Here is a 25,254-nt window from a genome sequence, read left to right as displayed (position 1 = left end):
TTTCAGCGACGCAGGCGCGCCTGCAGGCGACGGTCCAGCGCGTTCAGCAGGAGGTTGACGAGGGTTACGCTGGCCAGCACCAGGAACATCAGCGCATACATGTCGTTGTTCTCGAAGTTGTTGTAGGCATAGCCGATCGCATAGCCTATTCCCGAGCCCGAGAGGATGAACTCGGAGGCGATCACGCCGATGAAGGCATAGGCCACCACCAGCTTCACCCCGGTAAAGAGGTAGGGCAGTGCCGCCGGCAGCTTCACGCGCACCGCCGACTGCCAGGGTGTGAGCCGCAGTACCCGGGCGGTCTTGTGCAGGGCGCGCGGGATGCGGTCCAGCCCGTTGAGGGTGGCGGTGATCATGGTGACGATGGCCAGCAGCACGGCGATGGCGATGATGGGTGCCGAGCCCACGCCGAAGAGCACGATGAAGACCGGATAGAAGATGAAGGTCGGCACCGCGTAATAGCTGGCCAGCAGGGGTTCGATGGCGCTGCGCAGGCCCGGCAGCGCATGCAGCAGCAGGCCGCAGATGAAGCCGAGGATCACCGCCAGTACCGTGGCAGCGCCGATGTTAGCCAGGCTGATGGCGATGTCCTTGTCGAACTTGCCCTCGCGCAGGATTTCCCAGGCGTGGCGGGCCATGGCCGAGGGCGCGATCATGGTGGTGGGCTGGATGAGGCCGCTGCGGCACAGCAGTTCCACCAGCCCGATCAGTACGATCACCACCGCAATGCGGACCAGGCCATCGAGCTGATGTGCCGACCTGCGCGCCGGGCTGGCGGTGGTATGAGCAGAGCTTGCTTCAGCCATGGCTGGCTCCCATTACCTTCAACGACTCCACCCGCAGGCGTTCCCACAGGCGGGCATTGACCTCGCCGAAACGTGGTGTGGAGACCACCCGGCTATCGCGGTCACGCGGCCAGCCGGTCTCGACGATGTCGATGAACAGGCCCGGCCGCGAGGACATCACGCCGACCCGGTCCGACAGCATGGCCGCCTCGTCCAGCGCGTGGGTGATCAGCAGCACCGTGGCGCCGGTCTCGCGCCACAGGCGCAGAAGTTCGTCGCCCATCAGCAGGCGGGTCTGCTGGTCCAGCGCGCCAAAGGGTTCATCCAGCAGGATCAGGCGCGGCTGCTGCACCAGCGTGCGGGCGATGCACACGCGCTGGCGCATGCCGCCCGACAGTTGCGCCGGGTAGGCCGTGGCGAAATCCTTCAAGCCCATGAAGGCCAGCGCGTAGTCGACCCGGCGCTTGATCTCGGCGCCCTCCATGCCACGCATGCGCAGCGTGAAGGAGATGTTGTCGCGCACGTTCAGCCAGGGGAAGGAGGCGTCTTCCTGGAACACCACCCCCACGCCATCGGGCACGCCCTTGACCTCGCGGTTCTCGAACTGCACCGTGCCGTCGGAGGGCGAGGCCAGGCCCGACAGGGTATCGAGCAAGGTGGACTTGCCGCAGCCGGAAGGGCCGACCACCGAAAAGAACTCGCCCTGGTAGAGCGTCAGATCGATCGGGCCGAGCGCGTGGAAGACGCTGCCGGCCTTGCCGAACTTGCGGGTGACACCCTGCAGCACGGCGTGCGGCACGCGGGGCGTGGTGGCCGGGCTGTCCTGCAGGAGGGCCTCGGCGGCCAAGACGGTGTGTTCACTCTTCATGGCAGACTCCCTCACAGCTTGCTCTTGATCTTGATGGACGGCGGCAGCATGCTGCTGTCGATGAGCTTGTCCCATTCCACGTTGTCCTTGATCTCGCCGATCAGCTTGAGGCCGTCGGTCATGCGGTCCAGTTCGGCCTGGTCGAAGTCGCCCTCGCTCCACATGCGCGCGCGCACCATGTTGTCCACCGCTTCGCGCGCCACCTCCGGGCTGAGCTTGAAGCTGCTCTCCAGCAGCTTGGCGGCGGCGGCCGGATCGCGGTACACCGCCCGCACGCCTTGCTGGCGACCTTCGATGATGGCGCGGATGGTCTCCGGATGGGCCTTGGCATAGGCGCGGGTGGTGATGCCCACCGAGGTGGTCATCGGTTGCAGCACCTCGCCGGCACTGTAGACGGTGCGGTACTTATCCTTGCGCACGATGGACAGTGGTTCGATCAGTACCGCCGCAGCCACCGAACCCTGCTCCAGCATGGTCAGGCCGTTGATGTAACCGCCCGAGGCCACGCGCTGCACCTGGGCCGCATCCACACCCTTGGCCTTGAGTGCCATCAGCAGCAGCATTTCGGACACGCCCTTGGGCGAGGTGATGGCGACCTTCTTGCCGGCCAGGTCGGCGATGCTCTTTACGGGGGAGTTGGGCATGGTCACGGCCGACGCTTCAGCCACGCTGCGGGTACCGGTATTGACGATGACCACGTCCAGCCCCTGGCGCTGTGCGGCCAGCGCTGCCGAGACCGCCACTTCGCCATACGGCAGCTTGCTGGCCAGGATGTTGCGCACCGTGGTGCCGCCACCGCCGGAGGTGAGGATGCCGGTGATATCCACCCCGGCCTTCTTGAAATAGCCTTGCTCGATGGCAATCGCATAGGGCAGGCCGTAGAGGCTGGTGCCCCATTGCGTGACCGAGATTTCTTCGGCGCGGGCCAGACCGGGGAGGGCGACTGGTACAGCCACTGCAACCAGGGCAGCACTGAGAGACACTACAGCTTGCAGGTTCTTGCAAAAGCTTTTCATGATTTCCTCGACACGTGATGGACACTGCAATCGGATACTCGCAAGGGGCGTACCTGCAAGCACTTGATGCTGTCAATGCAAACGACGTGCCAAGCTTAGATATCGATCAAAAAATCGTCTGAAAGTCCTTTTGCAGTCTGCAAAATATAGTTAGATATCTTAGAACATGTGTCGAAGGAGATGCATGGCCGACAAGCCACGGCGCTTTCTCCGATGGTGCAATTATGCTGCCCGCCCGTCACTTGCTGGTGCGTCTGCACAGGGATGGGGCAGCGCCGGGGAGGTTCAGCCCAGCCCGGAAGCCAGGCGTCCGACCTCCTGGGTGGAGGGCATGCGCTTGCCGGATTCCACCGCCTGGCGCTCGTCCCGCGCCAGGTTCAGGGCCATGGCGATGAGCACCTTGCGGGTGGTCTCCAGCTCTTCCTCGCTGATACCTTCCAGGCTCAGGTCATTGACGTCCTCGGCCAGCGGCACCAGCTTCTTCTTCAGGGCGCGGCCCTGCTTGCTGAGGAAGACGTGGACCTTCTTCTTGTCACCCGGGAGATGGGTGCGCTCGACGTAGCCGATGGCTTCCAGCGACTTGAGGGCGGTGGCGGTGGTGGCTTCGCTCACGCCGGCCCGCTCGGCCAGGTCGCGCTGGGACAGGCCGTCGTGTTCCCACAGCACGCGCAGGATGGTCCAGTGGCCGTAGCTGACCGCATGCGGCGCCAGGCGGATCTGCAGGCTGCGGATGAAGGCACGCGCCGCATCCTTGACCAGGTGGGCGACGCGTTCGGCGGCCAGGGCTTCCAGTGCCTGTTCCAGTTCATCCGGTTCATCTTGTTCGACCGGGGCGGCGGCCAGAGGCCGGGATCGTGTGGCTTTCATCATTTCATCAGAAATCTAAGATAACGCAATCATACCCATTTGCAGCCCGATCAGGGAGGGCAGGGTAAGTCACCATGACAGGCTGGCCTGCATCTTGCATAATCGTAGATATCGAAGAATATTTTCGGGGTCATGATGTCTCTCGCCACTGCCATCGATCAGGTCGTACTGTCCAGCTGGGATGAGTTCGCTGCCGCCAGCGACCAGCTGGAGGGCTGGGTATTCCGTGGTCAGGCCGATCATCGCTGGCCGCTGGTCAGTTCGCTGACCCGGCACCTGGCACGCTATTGCCCCGATCCCTCGCTATGGCCCCTGCGCGAGGAGCGGGCGATCCGGGTGTTCCGGCGCAAGGCCCATGTCTTCCTGCATGACGCGGCGGTGCTGGACGATGACCTGCGCTGCCTGGCACTGATGCAACACCATGGCGCGCCGACGCGGCTGATCGATTTCACCAAGTCCCCCTTCGTGGCGGCCTTCTTTGCCATGCAGCAACTGCATGGCGATGCCGCCGTCTATGCGCTCAATACCCCGGCCCTGTGGAAGGCGGCGCCGCGCTTCGATCCGACGCTCAACCGCGAAGCCATCGACCTGCGCAAGCCCGACAGCTACCAGCGTTATTTCGCCGGCAATGCCTTGCCGCTGGTGTGGTTCGGTGAACCCAACCAGATGGATGCGCGGCTGGTGGCGCAGTCCGGCATCCTGGTCGTGCCGGGTACGCTGGAGGCGCCGCTGGAGCGCCTGCTGGCCGGCTACGAGGCCAGCGAACCGCTGATCCGCAAGTTCATCCTGCCGGCGGCGCTGCGCGAGCCGGCGCTGCGGGCGCTGTACCGGATGAACATCACCGCCGCCACGCTCTTCCCCGGCCTGGATGGCCTGGCCCGCTCCATCGACTACGAGCTGGAGATGGTGTGGGAGCAACTGATCGTCGATTACCAGTCCAGGCTGGGCAAGAGCTGAACCCCACGTCGCCACCGCGTCCCTTTTTTCCAGGAGTCCTGAACACCTTGCATCACATCCGCCGCACCGAAGTCCGTTCTTAAATAGTTCGATATCTAACTTAATTGTAGTCGCCATTCCAGTTGTCATTCATTTCGGGGCCAGCTAGCCCCTCACCACGCCAACGAAAGGATTCACCATGTACGACCATTACGCCACCGAAAAACTGATCGACCTGTGGCTCTCCGAAGACATCGGCGCCTGCGACCTGACCGCCCAGACCATGATCGAGCCGGACGAGCAGGGCCATTTCGTCATGAATGCCCGTGAATCCCTGATCGTCTCCGGCATCGAGGTAGCCGCCCGGGTCTTCCGCAAATACGACGCCACGCTGGCAGTGCAGGTGCATCACGCCGACGGCAGCCGGGTCGAGGCCGGTGCCATCCTGCTGACCGTCAAGGGCAATGCGCGCAGCGTCCTGACTGCCGAGCGCACCGCACTGAACCTGGTGCAACGCCTGTCGGGCATCGCCAACGAGACCGCCCGCTACGTGGCCGAGATCGCCGGTACCCGGGCGCAGCTCATCGACAGCCGCAAGACCACCCCCGGCCTGCGCATGCTGGAAAAGCATGCCGTGCTCTGCGGTGGCGGCCTGAACCACCGTCTGGCGCTGGACAACGGCGTCATGATCAAGGACAACCACATCGCCGTCTGCGGCAGCATCAAGGAAGCCGTGGCCCGGGTGCGTCGCAAGCTGCCGGTGCTGACCAAGCTGGAAGTGGAATGCGACCGCGTGGAACAGGTGCGCGAGGCGCTGGCCGCCGGGGTGGACGTGATCATGCTGGACAACATGTCCCTGCCCGACATGCGCGAAGCGGTCGGCATCGTCGATGGTCGCGTCAAGGTCGAGGCCTCCGGCGGCATCCGCCTGACCACCATCCGCCCGGTGGCCGAGACCGGGGTGGATTACATCTCCACCAGCAAGATCACGCAATCGGCGCCGGCCGTGGACATCGGCCTGGACGAAGCATGAGCCCGGCCAGCACGGCGCCCGGCACCTTCTTCCTGGTGGTCGGCCCCAGCGGGGCCGGCAAGGACACCCTGATGAGCGGCGCCCGCGAGGCGCTGGCCGATGCGCCCTATGTCTTTGCCCGCCGCGTGATCACGCGGCCGGCCGGAGCCCCCGGTGAAGACCATGACGCCGAGACCGAAGCCGGCTTCGCCGCCCGAGCGGCGGCCGGCGAGTTCCTGCTGACCTGGCAGGCGCATGGCCTGTCCTATGGCCTGCCGGGCCAGTTGCTGGCCGAGCTGGCGGCCGGTCGCCACGTCGTGGCCAATGGCTCGCGCGCCACCGTGGAAGCGCTGGCGCAGCGCCTGCCCAGCCTGGTGGTGGTGGAAATCTCGGCCCCGCCCGAGGTGCTGGCGCAGCGCATTGCCGGGCGCGGGCGCGAGGATCATGCGCAGATCCTCGCGCGCCTGCAGCGCCAGGTCGACCCCGCGCCGCCCGGCATCCTGCGCCAGGCAGTGGCCAACGACAGTGATACCGCCACAGGTATTGCCCGCCTGCTGGCGGTATTGCGCGCCCCCTTGCAACATTGCGTGGTGCGCGCCGCGCCGGTGGAGACCGGGGAGGAGGCGGTGGCCTATGCCCATCCGCGCCACTGGGCGGCCGGCACGCGCCTGCGCCTGCGCGCTGCGGCCGGTGCCATGGTCGACGTGCGCATCCATCATTGGCCCGACGGCGGCCACGACGCTAGCCCCTGGCTGGCGCTGCCCGCAGGCTTGCGCCAGCGCCTTGGATCGGCTCAGACGGTGCAGGCCTTGCGCCTGCTGGCCCCGGCTAGCCGTCCCTTGTGGAGCCGCAAGCTGCGCGGTGAACGCCTGCCGGCACATCAGTACCAGGCCATCCTGCAGGATGCCGTCGATGGCCGCTACAGCACCACCGAGCTGACCACCTTGCTGGTCTCCATCACCGGTGGCCTGGATGCCGAAGAAACCCTGGCGCTGGCCCAGGCGCGCAGCCGCATGGCCCGGCGCATCAGCTGGGACGAGCCCATGGTGGTCGACAAGCACTCCCTGGGCGGTGTCCCCGGCAGCCGCATCACGCCCATCGTGGTACCGATCGTGGCGGCCTGGGGGCTGGCCATGCCCAAGGCGTCCTCGCGCGCCATCACCTCGGCCGCCGGCACCGCCGACACCATGGCCCTGCTGGCCAATGTCGATCTGGATGGCGAGACCGTGCGCCGCTGCGTGCGCCAGGCCCGGGCCTGCATCGCCTGGAATGGCCGTATCAGTCATTCCATCATCGATGAAGTGATGAACCGCATCACCCGGCCCTACGGGCTGGAGACGGCGCACTGGTCAGTGGCCTCGATCCTGTCCAAGAAGGCGATCGCCGGCGTCACCCATCTGGTGGTGGATGTGCCGTACGGTCCCTATGCCAAGCAGCAGACGCTGGAACAGGCGCAGCAGCTATGCCGACTGTTCGAACAGGTGGGGCAGGGGCTGGGCATGCAAGTGCGGGCGCTGGCCACCGATGGCGGCCAGCCCATCGGGCGCGGCATCGGCCCGGCACTGGAGGTGCGCGATATCCGCCAGGTCCTGGCGGGCGATCCACAGGCGCCGCAGGATTTGCGTGCCAAGGCACTGGTGTTCGCGGCGCATCTGCTGTCCTTCGATCCGCGCCTGGGGGAGGTCGACGTCGCCTTGCAAAAGGCCACCGAACTGCTCGACAGCGGCGCCGCCCAGGCCGCGCTGGCGCGCATCATCGCCGCCCAGGGACCACCCCAGGTGGAGGCCGCGCCCTGCGCCGAGGTCTTGACCTGGCACGCCAACGAGTCCAGCGTGATCAGCCAGGTCGATGGCTGGGCCATCGCGGGACTGGCGCGTACCGCCGGCGCCCCGGCGTATCCGGGGGCGGGGCTGGACTTGCTGTGCCGGGTGGGTGAGCGGGTGCAGGCTGGTCAGGCGCTGTTCCGGGTCCATGCCGCCAGCGCTGCGCACCTGGAGCTGGTCGGTGCCGAACTGCAGGCTCTGGCCAGTCCGGTGGTGTTGGTCGGCCATTGAAGGCTGGACGGAAATGGCAGCGGCGCCCCGTACGCGGGGCGCCGCTGCAATGTCACGCTCAATGTCCGGCTTGTGCGCGTGAGCGGGCGATGCTCTCGGGTACGCCTTCCCAGGCCGGCTTGCCGGCAGCGAACTCGCTGCGCAGATAGGCCAGCAGATCACCCACCTGGGCATCGCTGAAGCTGTTGGCAAAGCCCGGCATGTAGCCCAGCGCCGGATTGGCCGGTTCGCGGATGCCGTGCAGGATGACGTGGATCAGATTGTCCGGTGTGTCGCTGTGCAGGTTGGTATTGACCCGCAACGAGGGCCGTACGCCGAACAGTGTCGGTCCCGTTCCTTCGATGTGACAGGCCGCGCAGGCACCCTGGAACAGCCGCTTGCCATTGGCCTGCGACAGCTTCTGGCTCTCGCTGAGGCTGGTCGTGGTGATGGGGGCCGGTGTTGTGGTGCTGGTGGCCGGCGCCTGGAACGAGGCCAGGTAATGCGCGATGGCGCGCACGTCGCCGGCCGGCAGTTGCGCCAGTTCGGCCACCACCGGCGCCATCGGTCCGGCGGCAATGCCGTGGCGGTCCGAGAAGCCGCTGCGCAGGTAGCTGAACAGTTCATCCTCGGTCCAGGGCGTGGGCGACTTCGACAGCGCCGTCAATGCCGGGGCTTCCCAGCCGTCGACCGTGCCGCCGCCCAGGTACTGGCGTCCGCCCTGTTCCGCGCCCAGGGCATTGCGCGGTGAATGGCAGGCGGTGCAGTGACCGGCGCCTTCCACCAGATAGGCTCCGCGATTCCACAGGGCCGAGCGCTCGGGGTCAGGCTGGAACACTTCGTTCTTGTGGAACAGCAGGTTCCAGCCGGCCAGCAGCGGACGCATGTTGAAGGGGAAGCGCAGATCGTTTTCCGGTGGTGTGCTGGAGACCGCCGGCTGGGCCATCAGGTAGGCGTACAGCGATTGCATGTCGGCTTCGCTGATCTTGGCGAAGGCGGTGTAGGGGAAGGCCGGGTAGAGATGTCGTCCGTCGCGATGGATGCCTTCGCGCATGGCGCGTTCGAAGGCGGCATAGGACCAGTTGCCGATGCCGGTCTTTTCATCGGGCGTGATGTTGGTGCTGTAGACGGTGCCGAACGGCGTCTGCAGGGCATGGCCGCCAGCATTGGCGACCCCGCCCGGGGCCGTGTGGCAGACCGCGCAATCGCCGGCCAGCGCCACCCGGCGCCCGCGTTCGATGGTAGCGGCCGAATACAGGTTGGCCGCAGGTCGCGCCACCGGTGCGATCTCGGCGCGCCAGGGCATTGCCAGGGTCAGCGTGGCGCCCAGTGCCGCCGCAGCACCCCCCAGCCAGCCGTACTTGCGCAGGCGGCGCCAGCCGCCCGGCCGCTGCTCCGCTCCCTCTTGATGTTCCAGTGCCAGCCTGATCTGCTCACCCGAAAACGGCGCCTCGCGCAGACGCACGCCGGTGGCGGCATGGATGGCATTGGAAATCGCCGCCGCCGCCGGCAGCGTGAAGGCGCCGCCCACCTTGAGCTGGATGTCGCGCAGCGCCGGCGTGGTGCCGCCATCGATGAGGTCGACCTGGGGCAGGCTGGCGCTGGCCTGGCCCGGCAGGGGGCGCAGTTCGCGTGACCAGGCATCGAAGCCCTGGTCGGGCGCCAGCGTCTGCGCCATCGCCAGTCTGGCCTGTTTGCCCAGCAGGGCGCGTTGTTTTTCATCGAGCAGATCGTCAGCGGCATGGGCGGCGGCCGCTGTCGTCCCCGCGCGCTGGTCGTGGCCGGCAGTGACCCGGGTCACGCTCAGTTCGCCGGAGGCGCGGTCGTATTCCACATCGGCCACCCAGGCCGACCAGCTCTGTACCGGTTGGCCCTGTTCCTGTTCCAGCGTGCTGGCATAGGCAAAGCCGCGTCCGCGCAGGATGCCGCCCTGCACCTGCCGGGCCGGACCGTTCCAGCCCGCCCCCTCGGCGACCGAGCGCACCAGCGCCGCGCCATGCGCATCGGGCAGGTGTTGCAGACGGTATTGCACGGCGTCCTCGCCGATGCGCTGGGCCAGTTCGTCGAAAAAGATTTCCTGCGCGAAGGTGCTCGCCGCCAACGGGATTGCAGCGCCTTGCGGCCCGATGATCTCCAGCGCCTGCCAGTCGTAGGGCGAGGCCAGGGCGGCGCCGTCGCGCGGGTCGCTGGCATCCTGCAGCGCATAGGCGGTTTCCGTCAGCAGCCAGGCCAGCGGCGGCGGCGGGGCGTCCTGCTCGATATGCAGGTGGTAGCTGCCGAGGCGGCCATCCTGGTCCAGTTCGCCATGCAGCTGTAGCGAGGTCGGGCTGCTGGCGAAGTTGGTCGGCTCCAGCACCAGCGAGACGGCCTGCCCGCATTGCAGGGCTAGTAGCGCCACCACGCCGGCCACGTCGCTGGCGGCGCTGCGCTCCTGCGCGCTGGCCGGCGGGCGGTGGCTGCGCACCTCCACCTGGGCCACGGGCAGGGACAGCAGGGCCGCCACTTCCATGGCGATCAGCGCGGGATTTCCGAAGGGCAGGTCCAGTCGCAGGCTCGCGCCCATCGGGCTGGCCATGGCGACGATGCCGGTAGCGGGGAAAGGGGACGCTGACAGGGCAGAGGATACAGATTCCCCATCGCGCCACTGGTAGTGGGCGTCCATGGTGATGTCGTGCAAGCCGCTGGAATCCTGGCCGCGGGCATGCAGTGTCTGCGCGGCGCGTACGCGCGGGGTGCTGTCCTGCGGTGCTGCCTCGCTCCAGCGCAGGCGCAACTGGCTGCATGCGTGGCGGGCCTGTTCATCGCTGTCGGCCACGACAGCCACCAGATGCCGGCGCTGCACCACCTGTGGCGCGCCCGGGCAACGCAGCGCGGCCTCGCTGTCGAGGCCCTGCAGGCGGGCGCCGGTGTAGAGGGACTGTTGCCAGTCCAGTCGCGGCGGCAGGGCCAGGCGGGCATGACGCAGGGACGCTGCGCCGGTGGTCAGCGGGCCGGCCATCTGCCGGGGCAGGGGCGCACTCATTGCGCTGCACCCTGGCGCTGCAGTTCGACCGCGCGCAGGGCGGCGCGCATGATTTCCACATGGGTGCCGCAGCGGCAGAGGTTGAAGTCCAGTTCGCTGCGGATTTCGTCCTCGGTCGGGCTGGGCGAGCGCAGCAGCAGGGCCTTGATGGTCATGATCATGCCGTTCATGCAGTAGCCGCATTGTGCGCCCTGCTCATCGATGAAGGCCTGCTGTACCGGGTCCAGCCGTCCCTCCTGGGCCAGGCCATCCAGCGTGGTCACATGGCGTCCGGCCACGCCGGCCAGCGGGATCACGCAGGAGCGCGCCGCCACGCCATCGACCAGCACGGTACAGGCACCGCACTCGCCCAGGCCGCAGCCGAATTTGGGGCCGTTCAGGCAAAGGTCGTTGCGCAACACGTTCAGCAGCGGCGCGTCGGCGGCAATGTCCAGCGTGGCCGCATGGCCGTTGACGTGGAAGGTGATGGGTTCTTGCTTGTGCATGGTCTCTGGTGTCGCGGCGCCCTGGCGCCTTGGATCTCTATCGTCAGCGCATGAAGCATCCTTCATGCCAATGCGCTTGCAGCGGCCAGTATGCCCGCCTGCGGACAGGCTGTCCCGCAGCCTCGCCCGGCCTTGTCGAAAAACAGTGTACACACTCAATAATGCCAAGTAAATCACGAATTTCCATGCTGCATTGCGCGGTCTCGAACTGGTGCGGCCGGGCGTCTAAAACTCCCGTATTTGGTGCTGCATCGCACATAAAAGGGGATTTGGCTGGCGCTGCTGGTGCGCCGGAAAATCCCGGTTGCAAAGATCGTGGAAATGATTAAATATAGTGTATGCATTACAAATTAGCGAACTTCGCATGACCATGGCAGATCAAGGAGAACCTCACATGCAGCAGCGTCTTTACCGTATCGGGCAAATCGTCCCCAGTTCCAACACCACCATGGAGACCGAGATCCCGGCCATGCTGACGGCACGCCAGGCGATCCGCCCCGAGCGCTTTACCTTCCACTCCAGCCGCATGCGCATGAAGAAGGTGGTCAAGGAAGAACTGGCGGCCATGGATGGTGAATCCGACCGCTGCGCCGTCGAGCTGTCCGATGCCCGCGTCGATGTGCTGGGCTATGCCTGCCTGGTGGCCATCATGGCCATGGGCCGTGGTTACCACCGCCAGTCCGAGCAACGCCTGACCGCCCACACCGCCGCCAATGGCGCCGATGCTCCGGTGGTCACCAGTGCCGGCGCGCTCATCGATGCGCTCAAGGTCATCGGTGCCAAGAAGATCGTGGTGGTCGCGCCCTACATGAAGCCGCTCACCGAGCTGGTGGTGGACTACATCCGCCACGAAGGCTATGAGGTGCTGGACTACCGTGCCCTGGAAATCCCCGACAATCTCGACGTGGCTCGTCATGACCCGGCCAAGCTGCCGGCCATCGTGGCCCAGATGGATACCAGCCAGGCCGACGCCATCGTGCTGTCGGCCTGCGTGCAGATGCCCTCGCTGCCGGTGATCGCGCAGGTCGAGGCGATGACCGGCAAGCCCGTCATCACCGCCGCCGTGGCCACCACCTACGCCATGCTCAAGCGCCTGGAGCTGGACCGCATCGTGCCGGGCGCCGGCGCGCTGCTCTCCGGCGCCTACTGAGAGGGGTCGCCATGCAGAGCAGCTTCCTCTACGGCGCCAACATCCTGGCCAACGGCATCCGCCAGCATTACCTGCGCTTCGGCGGCAAGGATGGCGCACGTGCCGGCCGCGACGCCGTCATCATCGTCCCCGGCATCACCAGCCCGGCAGTGACCTGGGGCTTCGTCGGCGAACGGTTCGGCCAGCAGTTCGATACCTATGTGCTGGATGTGCGCGGCCGTGGCCTGTCCTCGGCCTCGGAGACGCTGGACTACAGCCTGGATGCGCAGGCGGCTGATGTCATCGCCCTGGCTGAAGCGCTCGGCCTGGAGCGCTATGCAGTGGTCGGGCACTCCATGGGCGGACGCATCGGCGCCCGCGCCGCCAGCCAGCAGCCGCGCGGCCTGACGCGGCTGGTGATGGTCGATCCGCCGGTCTCCGGCCCGGGTCGTCGCGCCTATCCCTCCAAGCTGCCCTGGTACGTGGATTCCATGCGCCTGGCGCGCGAGGGTTGCTCGGCCGAGCAGATGCGCGCCTTCTGCCCGACCTGGACCGAACAGCAACTGCAACTGCGTGCCGAGTGGCTGCACACCTGCGACGAGCGGGCCGTGATCGCCAGCTTCGAGGGCTTCCATACCGATGATTTCCATGCCGACCTGCCGGCCCTGAAGCTGCCGGTGATGTTGATGCAGGCCTCGCGCGGCGACGTCATCCTGCCCGAGGATGTGCAGGAACTGCAGGGCCTCTTGCCGCAGCTGGTGGTGAGCCGGGTGGAAGACGCCGGCCACATGATCCCCTGGGACAACGAGGCCGGCTTCTACGCCGCCTTTGGCGACTTCCTCGGCGCGCCGCTGTAAGGGCCGCGTTCATCGCAAGACCGATTGCAAAGGAGAACACCATGGCCGTCAGCGACCATGACCTGATCAGCGCCTGGAAAGAGGTGCTGACCCTGTCGAAGCTGGAGCCGGGACAGATCGTCACCGTGCTCACCAGCAGCAGCACCCATCCGCAGACCCTGTCCACTGCCATGACCGCCGCCGCGCTCATGGGCGCCACCGTCAATCGGCTGGACCTGCCGCCGGTCAATGCCGAGAAAGCCCTGAGCCGCGACTCCCTGGCCTATCTCGGCACCACGCCCCTGACCGGCAACCGCGCCGCCATCGCCGCCCTCAAGGAAAGCGACCTGGTGCTGGACCTGATGACCCTGCTGTTCTCGCCCGAGCAGCACGACATCCTTTCCACCGGCACCAAGATCCTGCTGGCCGTGGAGCCGCCCGAGGTGTTGGTGCGCATGGTCCCCAGCGCAGACGACCGGCGCCGCGTATCGCAGGCGGCGCGTCTGCTGGAGGGCAAGCGCGAGATGCACATCACCTCGGACGCCGGGACCGACCTGCGCTGCCCGCTGGGCGAATTCCCGGTGATCCAGGAATACGGCTTCGTCGATCAGCCGGGACGCTGGGACCACTGGCCCAGCGGCTTCGTGCTGACCTGGCCCAATGAGCGTCAGACCAACGGCACCCTGGTGATTGATCGCGGCGATATCCTGCTGCCCATGAAATGCTATGCCCAGGAAGCCATCGTGGTCACCGTCAAGGACGGTTTCGTCACCGACATCGAGGGCGGCCTGGATGCCGAGCTGCTGAGCGACTACATGGCCTCCTTCAAGGACCCGGAAGCCTATGCCATGTCGCACATCGGCTGGGGGCTGCAACCGCGCGCGCAATGGTCCACGCTGGCCATGTACGACCGCGAAGCCACCATCGGCATGGATGCCCGCGCCTACGAAGGCAATTTCCTGTTCTCCTTCGGCCCCAACAACGAAGCCGGCGGCAGCCGCACCACCGCCTGCCACATCGACATCCCCCTGCGCCGTTGCACGGTGGCGCTGGATGGCACGCCGGTGGTCAAGGACGGCAAGGTGCTGGACGGCTTCGTCTACGGCAATTCGCAATGAGGCCAGCCGGGTGCACCCGGCAGCCTCTTCAAAAGGAAGATACGATGCACAAGGAAGTGGAAACCTACCAGCGCCAGGGCTTCGGCCAGACGCTGGAAATGAAACCGCCGTTCGGTCTGCTGATCGTCGATTTCGTCAACAGCTTCGCCGACCCGGCCCAGTTCGGCGGCGGCAACATCGGCCCGGCCATCGAACGCACGCGCAGCCTGCTGGCCCATGCGCGCCAGCATGGCTGGCCGGTGGCGCACAGCCGCATCGTGTTCGCCGACGATGATGCCGACCGCAACATCTTCGGCATGAAGGTGCCGGGCATGGTGACCCTGAAGGAAGACCTGCCGGGCAGCGCCATCGTGCCGGAACTGACCCCGGTCGCCGGTGAGCTGGTGGTGCGCAAGACCGTGCCGTCGGCCTTCTTCGGTACCTCGCTGGCACCGTGGCTGACCCAGCACGGCGTGCAGACCCTGCTGGTGGCCGGTGCCGTGACCAGTGGTTGCGTGCGCGCCAGTGTGGTCGATGCCATGTCCTGGGGTTTCCGCCCGCTGGTGGTGTCCGATTGCGTGGGTGACCGCGCCATCGGCCCGCATGAGGCCAACCTGTTCGACATGGCGCAGAAGTACGCGGCCGTGATGCCGCTGGACGAAGCCCTGAAGGTGGTCGCCCAGCCTTGATGCCCGGACGGCGGTGACGGTCTGGGTCGTGATGAATCTGATGTGCACCATGGTTTGAGATGCAAGCAACCAATCCTCCCGGCCAACCATCCGGTCAGACGCCCCGCGAGGCGCGCCGTCAACTGCTGGAGCGTGGCGACGCGCTGCTGGTGACCCGCGCCCCGCAACCCGGTGCCAAGCCCGCGCCCCGCCAGCCCGGCGCGGCTTCGTCCTATGTGCAGCCGCTGCCGGACGTGTTCGTGGCCCTGCTGGCAGAGGGCCGGGTGCTGGCCTTCAACGGTCACGTCGATCTCGGCACCGGCATCCGCACTTCACTGGCGCAAATCGTGGCCGAGGAATTGAGCGTGGACATGGACTGCGTCACCATGATCCTCGGTCACACCGAGGAAGCCCCCAACCAGGGCCCCACCATTGCCAGTGCCACCATCCAGATTTCCGCCGTGCCGCTGCGCAAGGCCGCAGCCCAGGCGCGCGAGCACCTGCTGGCCATGGCGGCCGCGCAGTGGGGTATTCCTGTCGCGCGCCTGCGCATCGAAGCGGGGCGCATTACGGATGCCGACCAACCGGAGCGCAGTACCAGCTATTTCACCCTGCTGGCCGGGCAGAAGATCGTCCTCACCCTCGACCCCGGCGACGTACCGTTGAAGCCGGCCAGCCAGTACACCCTGGTAGGCCGCAGTTCGCAGCGCGTCGATATTCCCGCCAAGGTGCGTGCCGAGCCGGTCTATGTGCACGACGTGCGTGTGCCGGGCATGCTGCATGGCCGCGTGGTGCGGCCGCCGCATCCGGGGCGCGATGGTGGTGACTTCATCGGCAACAGCCTGCTGTCGGTGGACCAGGATTCCGTGGCTCACATCCCCGGGCTGGTGGCGGTGGTGGTGCAGGGCGATTTCGTCGGCGTGGTGGCCGAGCGCGAGGAACAGGCGCAGCGTGCCATGCGCGAATTGAAGCTGCGCTGGAAGGACATCCCGCCGCTACCCGCCATGGACGATCTGGAGACCCGCCTGCGCGAGCTGCCGGCCAAGCGCCGCGAACTGGTGCGCCAGGGCGATCTGGATGCCGCCATGGGCAGCGCTGCCCAGCGCATCGAGCGCACCTATGTCTGGCCTTACCAGATGCATGCCTCCATCGGCCCTTCCTGCGCGGTGGCCGATTATCGCGAGGATGGCCTGACCGTCTGGTCCGGCACGCAGAATCCGCATGTCATGCGCATCGACCTCTCGCGCCTGTGCGAGCTCGATGAAGGAAAGATCGAAGTGATCCGGCTGGAAGCCGCCGGTTGCTATGGCCGCAACTGTGCCGATGACGTGGTGGCCGATGCCGCCCTGTTGTCACGCGCGGTGGGACGCCCGGTGCGGGTGCAGCTCACCCGCGAGCAGGAGCATGCCTGGGAACCCAAGGGCGCGGCGCAATTGATGCAGGTGCGTGGTGCCATCGATGAAGCGGGCCGGCTGTCGGCCTATGGCTTCCAGACCCGTTATCCCTCCAACGATGCGCCGGTGCTGGCGCTGCTGCTCACCGGCAGGATCGCCCCCGAGCCCCGCGTGCTGGAGATGGGCGACCGCACCGCCGTGCCGCCCTATGCCTACCCACACCTGCAGATCGATTGCGACGACGTCGCGCCCATCGTGCGTGCCGGCTGGTTGCGCGGAGTCTCGGCCATGCCGAACTCCTTTGCCCATGAGGTCTTCATCGATGAACTGGCCGAGCTGGCCCGGGAGGATCGCCTGGCCTATCGCCTGGCGCACCTGCCCGACGAGCGCGCCAGCGCGCTGCTGCAGGCGGTGGCGGAGAAGGCTGGCTGGGTGGCCGGTGCCAGCGGTTCGCGTGGCAGGCCGGAGTCCGACGGCAAGCTGCGCGGGCGCGGCATCGCCTATGCGCGCTATGTCCACAGCAAGTTCCCCGGGTTTGGTGCGGCCTGGTCGGCCTGGGTCATCGATATCGAAGTCGATCCCGCCGATGGCGCGCTGAAGGTGACATCGCTGGTGGTGGGGCAGGATACCGGCATGATGGTCAATCCCGATGGCGTGCGCCACCAGATGCACGGCAACATCCTGCAATCGCTGAGCCGGGTCTTGAAGGAGCGGGTCAGTTTCGGCCCGCAAGGGACCACCAGCCTGGAGTGGGGCGCCTATCCCATCCTGCATTTCACGGAAGTGCCGCCCATCGAGATCGTGCTGATGCAGCGCCAGGACCAGCCCCCCATGGGGGCGGGCGAATCGGCCTCGGTGCCGAGCGCGGCGGCGCTGTCCAATGCGCTCTTCGATGCCACCGGGCGTCGCTTCCGCCAGCCGCCCTTCAATGCGGAATGCATCCTGGCGGGGCTGCGCGAGCCCTTGCCGGCGGTGTGAACGATTCGGCGGCCCGGCCTTATTCGTCGATCATCTTGCGCAGCAGGAACACCAGTGCCACCCGCTCGGCCGGATTGAGGTTGCCATAGGTGGCCTCGGTGATCTGGGCGGCGAAGGGGACGGTATCGGCCACCAGCGCGGTGGCGTTCTTGCTGAGCGACACCAGGACCTTGCGGCGGTCGGCCTCGTCATGGGACAGCTCAATCAGGTCGCGTGCCTTCAGGCGTTCGACGATGCCGCGGATGGTGGCCTGGTCGATGGCGGTCACCTTGACGATGTCAGAGAGCGAGCAGGTCTGCAGGTCGCGGATGGCGCACAGCGTCACGAACTGCGCCGCCGTCAGTTGCGAATCCGGGATATGTTGCTGGAAAATGGCGGCGTGGCGCTGGTAGGCGCGGCGCAGCAGGTGCCCGATCTGGTCGGAGAAATGATAGTCGGCGGTGGCGGGCTTCTTGGTCATTGGCGCAAGGGATGGGTGGCTTGGCATGCCTTGTTCGCCGGCGGCGAGCAGGGGGCAGCTGCTGATTCTAATGTCCTGCCTGCCGGCTGTATAGGCAAGCGTCGCTGCGGCCTTGCCTGCCACGGATGCCTTGGCGCGCTTGCGGGGCGCCGATTTGAGAGTTGTCGTGCTTGTCATCGGAGAGAGTTGAACAATGTTGATCGATTTCGCAGGGCTCAAGCCCGTCGAAGCTTATGAATGGATGTCGGCGCTGATCGTGCCCCGTCCTATCGCCTGGGTTTCCACGCTGGACGGGCAGGGGCGGGCCAACCTGGCGCCGTTCAGCTTCTTCCAGATGATCACCGGCAAGCCGCCGACCCTGCTGATCAGCCCGCTGCTGCAGCGGGGTGGCAAGCTCAAGGACACCGTCAACAACATCAGTGCCAGCGGCGAGTTCGTGGTCAACCTGGCCGCACCGGCGCAGGCCCAGGCCTTGAATGCGACGTCCTTTCCCTTCGAGGCCGGCGTCAGCGAATTCGAGGCCTGCGGTCTGCAGGCCGCGCCCAGCCAACTGGTACAGCCGCCCCGCGTCGAGGGTGCGGTGGCCAGCTTCGAGTGCAAGCTGGCGATGATGGAGCCCTATCCGCGCCATGAGCCGTCCTGCCACCTGATCTTCGGTCAGGTGCTGGCCGCACACGTGGATGACCAGTTGCTGGATGCCGATGGCAAGCTAGATCCGGGCCAGGTCGATCTGCTCTTCCGCATGGGCGGCGAATGGTATGGCCGCAGCCGTACCGAATCCAACTTCACCTTGCCGCGTCCACGCTGATTCCCCACTTCCCCCTCCTCGACCAGGGCGGTGCGGCCACCGCTGCACCCGCCGCTGGCGATGTCACCTTCCTGCTTCGCCGGTCTGCCGACCGCGCTTCTTCCATTTTCGATGTCGCCATTTGCGTTGCCGTCGACGCGATGTCGTGGTGCACAACGCACTCTGCTTGTGCAGTTTTCCGGTTTCGCATTAATATGGTGTACACATTATAAATAAGAAATGCAAAGACGGTTTTCGGGGCGCCGTGGAGACAAGCTGTAGAACCCCGTATGTAGCGCGTTAATCCAATAGTAAAGCAGTGAATACCTGAGCTTCTTGAGCTGGGTCAAGGCTGGCCTGTATTTTGCTAACACTCAAAATATAGAGCGCATACGTCATAAAAAAGAAGTGATCGGCGAGGCTTTCCAGTGCCGTTGTACGGCCTCGCCAATGCCGCAGCCACAGCGTGCAGGACAACACCAGACAAGCGCCGAAGACAGTTTCAGACAGAAGCCCGGATCACCGGGCCAGGCAGGAAAGCAGCACCTGCAGTAACTGCATCACCAGCAACACCTCCAACACTTCAACAAAAGGGAAAACAACATGAAAAAAGCATGGGCACTCGCGGCCGGCAGTCTGTTCTGCGCGAGCGGCGCGATGGCGCAATCCAACGTCACCATCTATGGCGTGGTCGATACCTACCTGGGCTACACCAATGCGAGCGGTCGCGGTTCGGTGGTGTCGCTGGACAGCGGCGGCTACCAGGCCAGCCGCCTGGGCTTCAAGGGGACCGAAGACCTGGGTGGCGGCCTGCGCGCCAACTTCCAGATGGAAAACGGCTTCGCCTCCGACACCGGTGGCATGCACGACAGCACCCGCCTGTTCAACCGCCAGTCCTGGGTCGGCCTGGCCAATAACCTGGGTGAGCTGCGCCTGGGTCGGCAGAACTCGCCGGGCTTCCTGATGATTGCGCGCCTGGATGCCTTTGCCGGTGCGACCTATGCCTCCTTCCTGAACAATGTCTCGGCCTACACGCCACGCTACGACAACGTGATCGGCTATATCTCGCCGGTGATGCGCGGCTTCAAGCTGCAGGCCTACTACGGCCTGGGCGAGCAGACCACGCCCAAGAACGGCCTGTCCACCTATATGCTGGCCGGCGAGTACGAAAGCGGTCCGTTCTACCTGGGCCTGAGCCATTCCACCCAGAACAGCGCCAACGACAACATCGCCATCCGCTCCACCTTCGCCGGGGGTGCCTATGACTACGGCAACGGCAAGATCTTCCTGGGCTACTACCGTGGCAACAACCTCGGTGCGGCTGCCACCACCAATGTGCGCGGCAGCTACTACGGCGCGTACTCGATCTCGGCCAACTATCGCCTGAGCGCGCAGGCCACCATCGGGGCCGGCTACGGCTGGGCCAAGGACAGCACCGGCGCCGGCCGTGATGCCCGCCAGATCAGCCTGATCGGCACCTATGACCTGTCCAAGCGCACCATGCTCTACACCACCTATGCCCACCTGACCAACAGCAACGGCGCCACCTTCTCGCTGGCCGGTGCCGCACCGATCACCAAGAACGTGCCCGCCAGTGGCGGCACGGTGAACGGCATACAGTTCGGTATCCGTCACCTGTTCTGATGCGCTGCCGGAAGGTGCGCGGGCTCCACCCGGCGCGCCTTCCTTCCCCTGCTGTTGCTTGCACCTGCGGGTGCAGAAAGGAAAGATCGTGAACGTCTCCCTCCATCTCAAGCATCTGAAGCATCTCGTTGTCGCTGCACTGGGCCTGACGGCCGCTGCCGGCGCACTGGCCCAATCCACCATCAAGATTGGCGAAGTCAACAGCTACAAGGCCCAACCGGCCTTCCTCGAACCGTACCGCCGTGGCTGGGAACTGGCCCAGGAAGAAATCAATGCCGCCGGCGGCCTGCTGGGCAAGAAGGTGGAAATCATCTCCCGCGATGACAACGGCAATCCCGGTGACTCGGTGCGGGTGGCCGAGGAACTGGTGACCCGCGAACAGGTGTCGCTGCTGTTCGGCGGCTTCCTCTCCAACACCGGCCTGGCACTGACCGACTATGCCAAGCAGCGCAAGATCTTCTTCCTGGCGGCTGAACCGCTGACCGACAAGATCGTCTGGCAGAACGGCAACCAGTACACCTATCGCCTGCGTCCCTCCACCTACATGCTGGTGGCCTCGCTGGTCAACGAAGCGGCCAAGCTGAAGAAGAAGCGCTGGGCGCTGGTCTATCCCAACTACGAATACGGCCAGTCCGCCATCGCCACCTTCAAGAAGCTGATGCAGGAGCGCCAGCCGGATATCGAATTCGTCGCCGAACAGGCGCCGCCCCTGGGCAAGATCGATGCCGGTTCGGTTACCCAGGCGCTGGCCGATGCCAAGCCGGATGCGATCTTCAATGCGCTCTTCGGTGCCGATCTCGGCAAGTTCGTGCGCGAGGGCAATACCCGTGGCCTGTTCGAGGGACGCGAAGTGGTGTCGCTGCTGACCGGCGAGCCGGAATATCTCGATCCGCTGAAGAACGAGGCACCCGTCAACTGGATCGTCACCGGCTACCCCTGGTATGCCATCGATACGCCCGAGCACAAGAAATTCGTCGACGCCTATCGCAAGAAATTCAATGACTACCCGCGCAACGGGTCCCTGGTCGGCTATGTGGCGCTGATGTCGATCGCCACCGGCATCAAGGCGGCTGGCTCGGTGGAGAGCGACAAGCTGGCGGCCGCCTTCTCGGGCCTGAAGGTCGCGACCCCGTCCGGCCCCATCGTCTATCGCAGCCAGGACCACCAGTCCACCCTGGGCGCCCACGTGGGACGTACGGCACTCAAGGATGGTCGCGGCATCATGGTCAACTTCAGCTACGTCGATGGCGCTTCGGTGCAATTGCCGGATGCCGAAGTCAAGAAACTGCGTGCGGCCAACTGAGCTGGTACACGCCTTGCAGCGGTCCTGCGCAGCCCCGTGCTGCGCGGGACCGTGGTCACAGGGGATAAAGCATGACTCTCTCTAGCCTGATCGTGCAGATGATCAACGGGCTGGCCGACGCTTCCACCATGTTCCTGGTGGCGGCCGGCCTGTCGCTGATCTTCGGTGTCACGCGCATCGTCAACTTCGCCCACGGCTCGTTCTACATGGTGGGCATCTATGTGGTGTACACGCTGGTGTCCTTGATCGGCGCCAGCGGCCTCGGTTTCTGGAGCGCGGTACTGCTCTCGGCGATGGCCGTGGCGGTGCTGGGCGCGCTGGTGGAAATCCTCATCCTGCGCCGCATCTACCGCGCCCCGGAACTGTTCCAGCTGCTGGCGACCTTTGCGCTGGTGCTGGTGTTCAAGGATGCCGCGCTCTACCTGTGGGGGCCGGAAGACCTGTTCGGCCCACGCGCGCCCGGCCTGGGTGGCGCGGTGCAACTGCTGGGCCGGCGCATTCCGCAATACGACCTGGTGCTCATCGCCATCGGCCCGCTGGTGTTGGGCGTGCTGTGGCTGGTCCTGAACCGCACCCGCTGGGGGACTCTGATCCGCGCCGCCACCCAGGACCGCGAAATGGTCGGCGCCCTGGGCATCAACCAGTCCTGGCTGTTTACCGGCGTGTTCGCGCTGGGCTGCTTCCTGGCTGGCCTGGGCGGCGCCCTGCAGGGGCCGCGCATCCCCGCCAACCTGGCGCTGGACCTGGAGACCATCGGCAACGCCTTCGTGGTGGTGGTGGTCGGCGGCATGGGGTCGATCCCCGGTGCCTTCCTGGCGGCCCTGCTGATTGCCGAGATCAAGGCCCTGTGCGTGGCCATCGGCCAGGTGTCGGTGTTCGGGGTGGTGATCTCGCTGTCCAAGCTGACGCTGGTGGTGGAATTCCTGGTCATGGCGGTGATCCTGGTGGTCCGTCCCTGGGGTCTGATGGGCAAGCCCCAGGCTGCCGCTCGCAGTACCGGCCAGCCGGAAGCGCCGCTGGCCCCGGCCGGCGCCGGCGTGCGCAAGCTGGCCTGGGCCGCCGTGGCGCTGTTGCTGGCAGCACCCTTGCTGTCGCACAGCTTCCCCTACCTGACGGTGCTGCTGGTGGAGATCTTCATCGCCGTGCTGTTTGCGGCCAGCCTGCACTTCATCATGGGGCCGGGCGGCATGCATTCCTTCGGTCACGCGGCCTATTTCGGGCTGGGTGCCTATGCGGCGGCGATGCTGGTGGTCAAGCTGCACTGGCCGATGGAACTGGCGCTGGTGGTCGGTCCGCTGGTGGCCGGGCTGGGCGCGCTGCTGTTCGGCTGGTTCAGCGTGCGCCTGTCGGGCGTGTACCTGGCCATGCTGACCCTGGCCTTCGCACAGATCGTCTGGGCCATCATCTATCAATGGGATGAGGTCACCGGCGGCAGCAACGGGCTGGTCGGCGTCTGGCCGGCAGCCTGGCTGGCGTCGCCGCTGGCCTATTACTACCTGGCGCTGGCGTGCGCGGTGGCCGGCCTGCTGCTGTTGCGCCGCGTGCTGTTCGCGCCTTTCGGCTATGCCATGCGCGCCGCCCGTGATTCGGTGCTGCGTTCGGACGCCATCGGCATCGACGTCAAGCGCATGCAATGGCTGGCCTTTGCGCTGGCCGGCGTATTCTGTGGCGCGGCCGGGGTGTTGTTCGCCTTCTCCAAGGGCAGCATCTCGCCGGAAGCCATCAGTGTGAGCCGGTCGGTCGATGGTCTGGTGATGGTCATGCTGGGCGGCCTGCAGACCCTGCTGGGGCCGGTGGTGGGCGCATCGGTCTTCACCTGGCTGCAGGATGTGATCGCACGCGAGACCGATTACTGGCGTGCCATTCTCGGGCTGGTGATCCTGGCGCTGGTGCTGCTGTTCCCGGCGGGCATCGCCGGCTATTTCCAGCGCTTCCTCGGTGGCCCGGCGCGCCAGGGGAGCAAGGGGAGCAAGGGGAACGGTGGGGCCCCGGAACTGAAAGCCGGTATCGGCAAGGAGGCGGCATGAGCCTGCTGACAGTAGACAACATCAGTAAATCCTTCGGTGGCAACAAGGCCGTCAATGGCGTCTCTTTCGAGCTGCCGCCGGGCCAGTTGCTGGCACTGCTGGGGCCGAATGGCGCCGGCAAGTCGACCTGCTTCAATATCCTCAACGGCCAGTACCGGCCCGAGACCGGCAGCATCCGCTTCGACGGCCACGATATCGCCGGCATGAAGCCGCGTGACATCTGGCGGCTCGGTGTCGGGCGCACCTTCCAGATCTCGGCCACCTTCAGTTCCATGACCGTGCTGGAAAACGTGCAGATGGCGCTGATGTCGCGCCAGCGCAAGCTGTTCGGTCTGTGGCGTCCGGCGGGCTCCTACTTTGCCGATGAGGCCATGGCCCTGCTAGAGCAGGTCGGCATGGCCGCCCAGGCGCGGCGCCCCTGCGGCGTGCTGGCCTATGGCGACGTCAAGCGGGTGGAGCTGGCCATCGCCCTGGCCAACCGGCCGCGCCTGTTGCTGATGGACGAGCCCACGGCCGGCATGGCGCCCAAGGAGCGCAATGAACTGATGGCCCTCACCAAGCGCCTGGTGCTGGAAAAGAACATGTCGGTGCTCTTCACCGAGCACAGCATGGATGTGGTGTTTGCTTTTGCCGACCGAATGATCGTGCTGGCGCGCGGGCAACTGATCGCCGAGGGCGATGGCGAGACCATCCGCAATCATCCCAAGGTGCAGGAAGTCTATTTCGGCAGCGGCAAGACATTCGAGAAGGAAGGAAGCCCATCGTGAGCGTCACCATATCCCCCAAGACCGATCCGCTGCTCAAGGTCAGCGCACTGAACGCCTTCTATGGGCGCGCCCACATCCTGTTCGACGTCGCCCTGGAGGTGGGGCGCGGCGAAGTGGTCGCCCTGATGGGGCGCAACGGCGCCGGCAAGTCCACCACCATGAAGGCGGTGATGGGCCTGCTGGACCGGGCCGAGGGCGAAGTCAGTTTTCGCGGCAAGGACATCAGCCGCGCCCGTCCCTATGAGATCGCCCGCGACGGCATGGGCTTCGTACCCGAAGACCGGCGCGTCTTTTCCGACCTGTCGGTGATGGAAAACCTGGAGGTGGGCCGCCAGCCGGCGCGGGAAGGGGCGGTCCAGTGGACGCCGGAAAAGCTGTTCCAGCTCTTCCCCAACCTGGGTGAAATGCCGGACCGCCCGGGCGGCCAGATGAGTGGTGGCGAGCAGCAGATGCTGACCGTCTCGCGCACGCTCATGGGCAACCCCTACCTGGTGCTGCTGGACGAGCCCTCGGAAGGGGTGGCACCGGTCATCGTCGAACAGATGGCCAACATGATCATGACCCTGAAGCGCGAAGGCATGGCCATCCTGTTGTCGGAGCAGAACCTGCACTTCGCCGAACTGGTCAGCGACCGTGCCTACGTGCTGGAGAACGGTCATATCCGTTACCAGGGCAGCATGGCGCAACTGGCGGCAGACGAAGAGGTGCGACGGGCTTACCTGTCGGTGTAGCAGGGCAGCTGGCGTGGGTGGAGGTGGCGGCGGGATCGCCGTAGCTTGATCGTCATTTCCTCTCTTGCCTGGTTTGTTGCGCTGCATAAGGGTGGCGTGCTTCTCCGGTTGGGGTGCTCCCGATCAACAAGCCGGCCCATGGCGGCAGCGCCGCCCCGCCAGAACGGCAGGGTGGAGCTGCCGGCCGACGCGGCCGGGTGTGGACGCTGCCTGCCGCCTGCGGCCTGCCTGGGGGCGGAAAAAGCCCTGCCTGCTTGTGCAATAAATGATGTGTACGCTTTAAATCAAGCGACCCGGCAGATCGGCTTCAATTCTCTTCCATTCCCCGGAATTCCGCACCAAACTGGCATTTATCGCCCTGTTATTGGTCATGTTTCGCACTGCAATGCAGCACGAAAAATCTCTTCAT

General features: G+C 65.9%; 21 protein-coding genes. 14 read left to right on the top strand and 7 right to left on the bottom strand.

Annotated features, from left to right (window positions below):
• Window positions 1-2 precede the first annotated feature (2 nt).
• From ACEOAC_RS19110 to ACEOAC_RS19095, 4 genes are all read right to left on the bottom strand, one after another.
• Window positions 3-806, bottom strand: coding sequence for an ABC transporter permease (locus tag ACEOAC_RS19110; RefSeq protein ID WP_413445122.1), 804 nt, complete (start codon window positions 804-806; stop codon window positions 3-5).
• Window positions 799-1,653: an ABC transporter ATP-binding protein gene (locus tag ACEOAC_RS19105; RefSeq protein WP_006465062.1), complete on the bottom strand. Its 855-nt coding sequence runs from the start codon at window positions 1,651-1,653 to the stop codon at window positions 799-801. The genes ACEOAC_RS19110 and ACEOAC_RS19105 overlap by 8 nt, the downstream gene beginning before the upstream one ends.
• An 11-nt stretch (window positions 1,654-1,664) precedes the next feature.
• Window positions 1,665-2,669, bottom strand: coding sequence for an ABC transporter substrate-binding protein (locus tag ACEOAC_RS19100; RefSeq protein ID WP_006465061.1), 1,005 nt, complete (start codon window positions 2,667-2,669; stop codon window positions 1,665-1,667).
• 285 nt (window positions 2,670-2,954) lie between these two features.
• Window positions 2,955-3,536 carry a MarR family winged helix-turn-helix transcriptional regulator gene (locus ACEOAC_RS19095; protein ID WP_077237726.1) on the bottom strand — a complete coding sequence of 194 codons (582 nt, stop codon included), beginning with the start codon at window positions 3,534-3,536 and terminating at the stop codon, window positions 2,955-2,957.
• Between the two features lie 135 nt (window positions 3,537-3,671).
• Between ACEOAC_RS19095 and ACEOAC_RS19090 the strand changes: the two genes are divergently transcribed.
• The 3 genes from ACEOAC_RS19090 (at window position 3,672) to phnN (ending at window position 7,538) form a co-directional block, all read left to right on the top strand.
• Complete coding sequence (locus tag ACEOAC_RS19090; RefSeq protein ID WP_233207481.1) at window positions 3,672-4,493, top strand: FRG domain-containing protein; 822 nt, start codon at window positions 3,672-3,674, stop codon at window positions 4,491-4,493.
• 178 nt (window positions 4,494-4,671) lie between these two features.
• Window positions 4,672-5,505, top strand: coding sequence for a carboxylating nicotinate-nucleotide diphosphorylase (gene nadC, locus ACEOAC_RS19085; RefSeq protein WP_006465058.1), 834 nt, complete (start codon window positions 4,672-4,674; stop codon window positions 5,503-5,505).
• A complete protein-coding gene (gene phnN, locus ACEOAC_RS19080) occupies window positions 5,502-7,538 on the top strand; it encodes a phosphonate metabolism protein/1,5-bisphosphokinase (PRPP-forming) PhnN (RefSeq protein ID WP_413628517.1) in 2,037 nt (678 codons plus the stop codon). The genes nadC and phnN overlap by 4 nt, the downstream gene beginning before the upstream one ends.
• A gap of 58 nt (window positions 7,539-7,596) precedes the next feature.
• On the opposite strand, the gene ACEOAC_RS19075 is transcribed toward phnN, so the two are convergent.
• Complete coding sequence (locus tag ACEOAC_RS19075) at window positions 7,597-10,539, bottom strand: c-type cytochrome (protein WP_413628516.1); 2,943 nt, start codon at window positions 10,537-10,539, stop codon at window positions 7,597-7,599.
• Complete coding sequence (locus ACEOAC_RS19070) at window positions 10,536-11,024, bottom strand: (2Fe-2S)-binding protein (protein ID WP_006465698.1); 489 nt, start codon at window positions 11,022-11,024, stop codon at window positions 10,536-10,538. Before ACEOAC_RS19070 ends, ACEOAC_RS19075 begins: the two co-directional genes overlap by 4 nt.
• Before the next feature lie 394 nt (window positions 11,025-11,418).
• Here ACEOAC_RS19070 and ACEOAC_RS19065 point away from each other — a divergent pair, with 394 nt between their 5' ends.
• The 5 genes from ACEOAC_RS19065 to ACEOAC_RS19045 are packed head-to-tail and all read left to right on the top strand — an operon-like array spanning window position 11,419 to window position 17,126.
• Entirely contained in the window at window positions 11,419-12,174 is a 756-nt protein-coding gene (locus ACEOAC_RS19065; RefSeq protein WP_077237730.1) for an Asp/Glu racemase, read from the top strand.
• Window positions 12,175-12,185: 11 nt separating this feature from the next.
• Window positions 12,186-13,010 (top strand): alpha/beta fold hydrolase, encoded by an 825-nt coding sequence (locus ACEOAC_RS19060; protein ID WP_241812020.1) that lies wholly within the window; start codon window positions 12,186-12,188, stop codon window positions 13,008-13,010.
• A 41-nt stretch (window positions 13,011-13,051) separates the two neighbouring features.
• On the top strand, window positions 13,052-14,107 hold the full coding sequence (locus tag ACEOAC_RS19055) for a hypothetical protein (RefSeq protein WP_006465435.1): 1,056 nt from the start codon (window positions 13,052-13,054) through the stop codon (window positions 14,105-14,107).
• A 44-nt stretch (window positions 14,108-14,151) separates the two neighbouring features.
• The gene (locus ACEOAC_RS19050) at window positions 14,152-14,775 is read left to right on the top strand and encodes an isochorismatase family protein (RefSeq protein ID WP_413445477.1); all 624 of its coding nucleotides are present in this window, start codon (window positions 14,152-14,154) and stop codon (window positions 14,773-14,775) included.
• Window positions 14,776-14,834: 59 nt separating this feature from the next.
• Window positions 14,835-17,126, top strand: a complete 2,292-nt coding sequence (locus ACEOAC_RS19045; RefSeq protein ID WP_413628515.1) for a molybdopterin cofactor-binding domain-containing protein — start codon at window positions 14,835-14,837, stop codon at window positions 17,124-17,126.
• A gap of 19 nt (window positions 17,127-17,145) precedes the next feature.
• On the opposite strand, the gene ACEOAC_RS19040 is transcribed toward ACEOAC_RS19045, so the two are convergent.
• Window positions 17,146-17,586 carry a MarR family winged helix-turn-helix transcriptional regulator gene (locus ACEOAC_RS19040; RefSeq protein ID WP_006465432.1) on the bottom strand — a complete coding sequence of 147 codons (441 nt, stop codon included), beginning with the start codon at window positions 17,584-17,586 and terminating at the stop codon, window positions 17,146-17,148.
• A 193-nt stretch (window positions 17,587-17,779) separates the two neighbouring features.
• Here ACEOAC_RS19040 and ACEOAC_RS19035 point away from each other — a divergent pair, with 193 nt between their 5' ends.
• From ACEOAC_RS19035 to ACEOAC_RS19010, 6 genes are all read left to right on the top strand, one after another.
• Window positions 17,780-18,394 (top strand): flavin reductase family protein, encoded by a 615-nt coding sequence (locus ACEOAC_RS19035; protein ID WP_241812018.1) that lies wholly within the window; start codon window positions 17,780-17,782, stop codon window positions 18,392-18,394.
• A 582-nt stretch (window positions 18,395-18,976) separates the two neighbouring features.
• Window positions 18,977-20,017: a porin gene (locus tag ACEOAC_RS19030; protein ID WP_102661211.1), complete on the top strand. Its 1,041-nt coding sequence runs from the start codon at window positions 18,977-18,979 to the stop codon at window positions 20,015-20,017.
• A gap of 115 nt (window positions 20,018-20,132) precedes the next feature.
• On the top strand, window positions 20,133-21,320 hold the full coding sequence (locus tag ACEOAC_RS19025; protein ID WP_152486746.1) for an ABC transporter substrate-binding protein: 1,188 nt from the start codon (window positions 20,133-20,135) through the stop codon (window positions 21,318-21,320).
• A gap of 71 nt (window positions 21,321-21,391) precedes the next feature.
• Complete coding sequence (locus ACEOAC_RS19020; RefSeq protein ID WP_413628514.1) at window positions 21,392-23,347, top strand: ABC transporter permease; 1,956 nt, start codon at window positions 21,392-21,394, stop codon at window positions 23,345-23,347.
• Complete coding sequence (locus tag ACEOAC_RS19015) at window positions 23,344-24,114, top strand: ABC transporter ATP-binding protein (protein WP_413444462.1); 771 nt, start codon at window positions 23,344-23,346, stop codon at window positions 24,112-24,114. Before ACEOAC_RS19020 ends, ACEOAC_RS19015 begins: the two co-directional genes overlap by 4 nt.
• Window positions 24,111-24,845, top strand: coding sequence for an ABC transporter ATP-binding protein (locus ACEOAC_RS19010; RefSeq protein ID WP_413444461.1), 735 nt, complete (start codon window positions 24,111-24,113; stop codon window positions 24,843-24,845). The genes ACEOAC_RS19015 and ACEOAC_RS19010 overlap by 4 nt, the downstream gene beginning before the upstream one ends.
• Window positions 24,846-25,254: the final 409 nt, after the last annotated feature.

It is taken from the genome of Herbaspirillum frisingense (assembly GCF_047325095.1).
Lineage (GTDB): Bacteria > Pseudomonadota > Gammaproteobacteria > Burkholderiales > Burkholderiaceae_D > Herbaspirillum > Herbaspirillum frisingense.
Note: the sequence above shows the minus strand (reverse complement) of the source record. Positions and strands in the feature narration are given on the sequence as shown.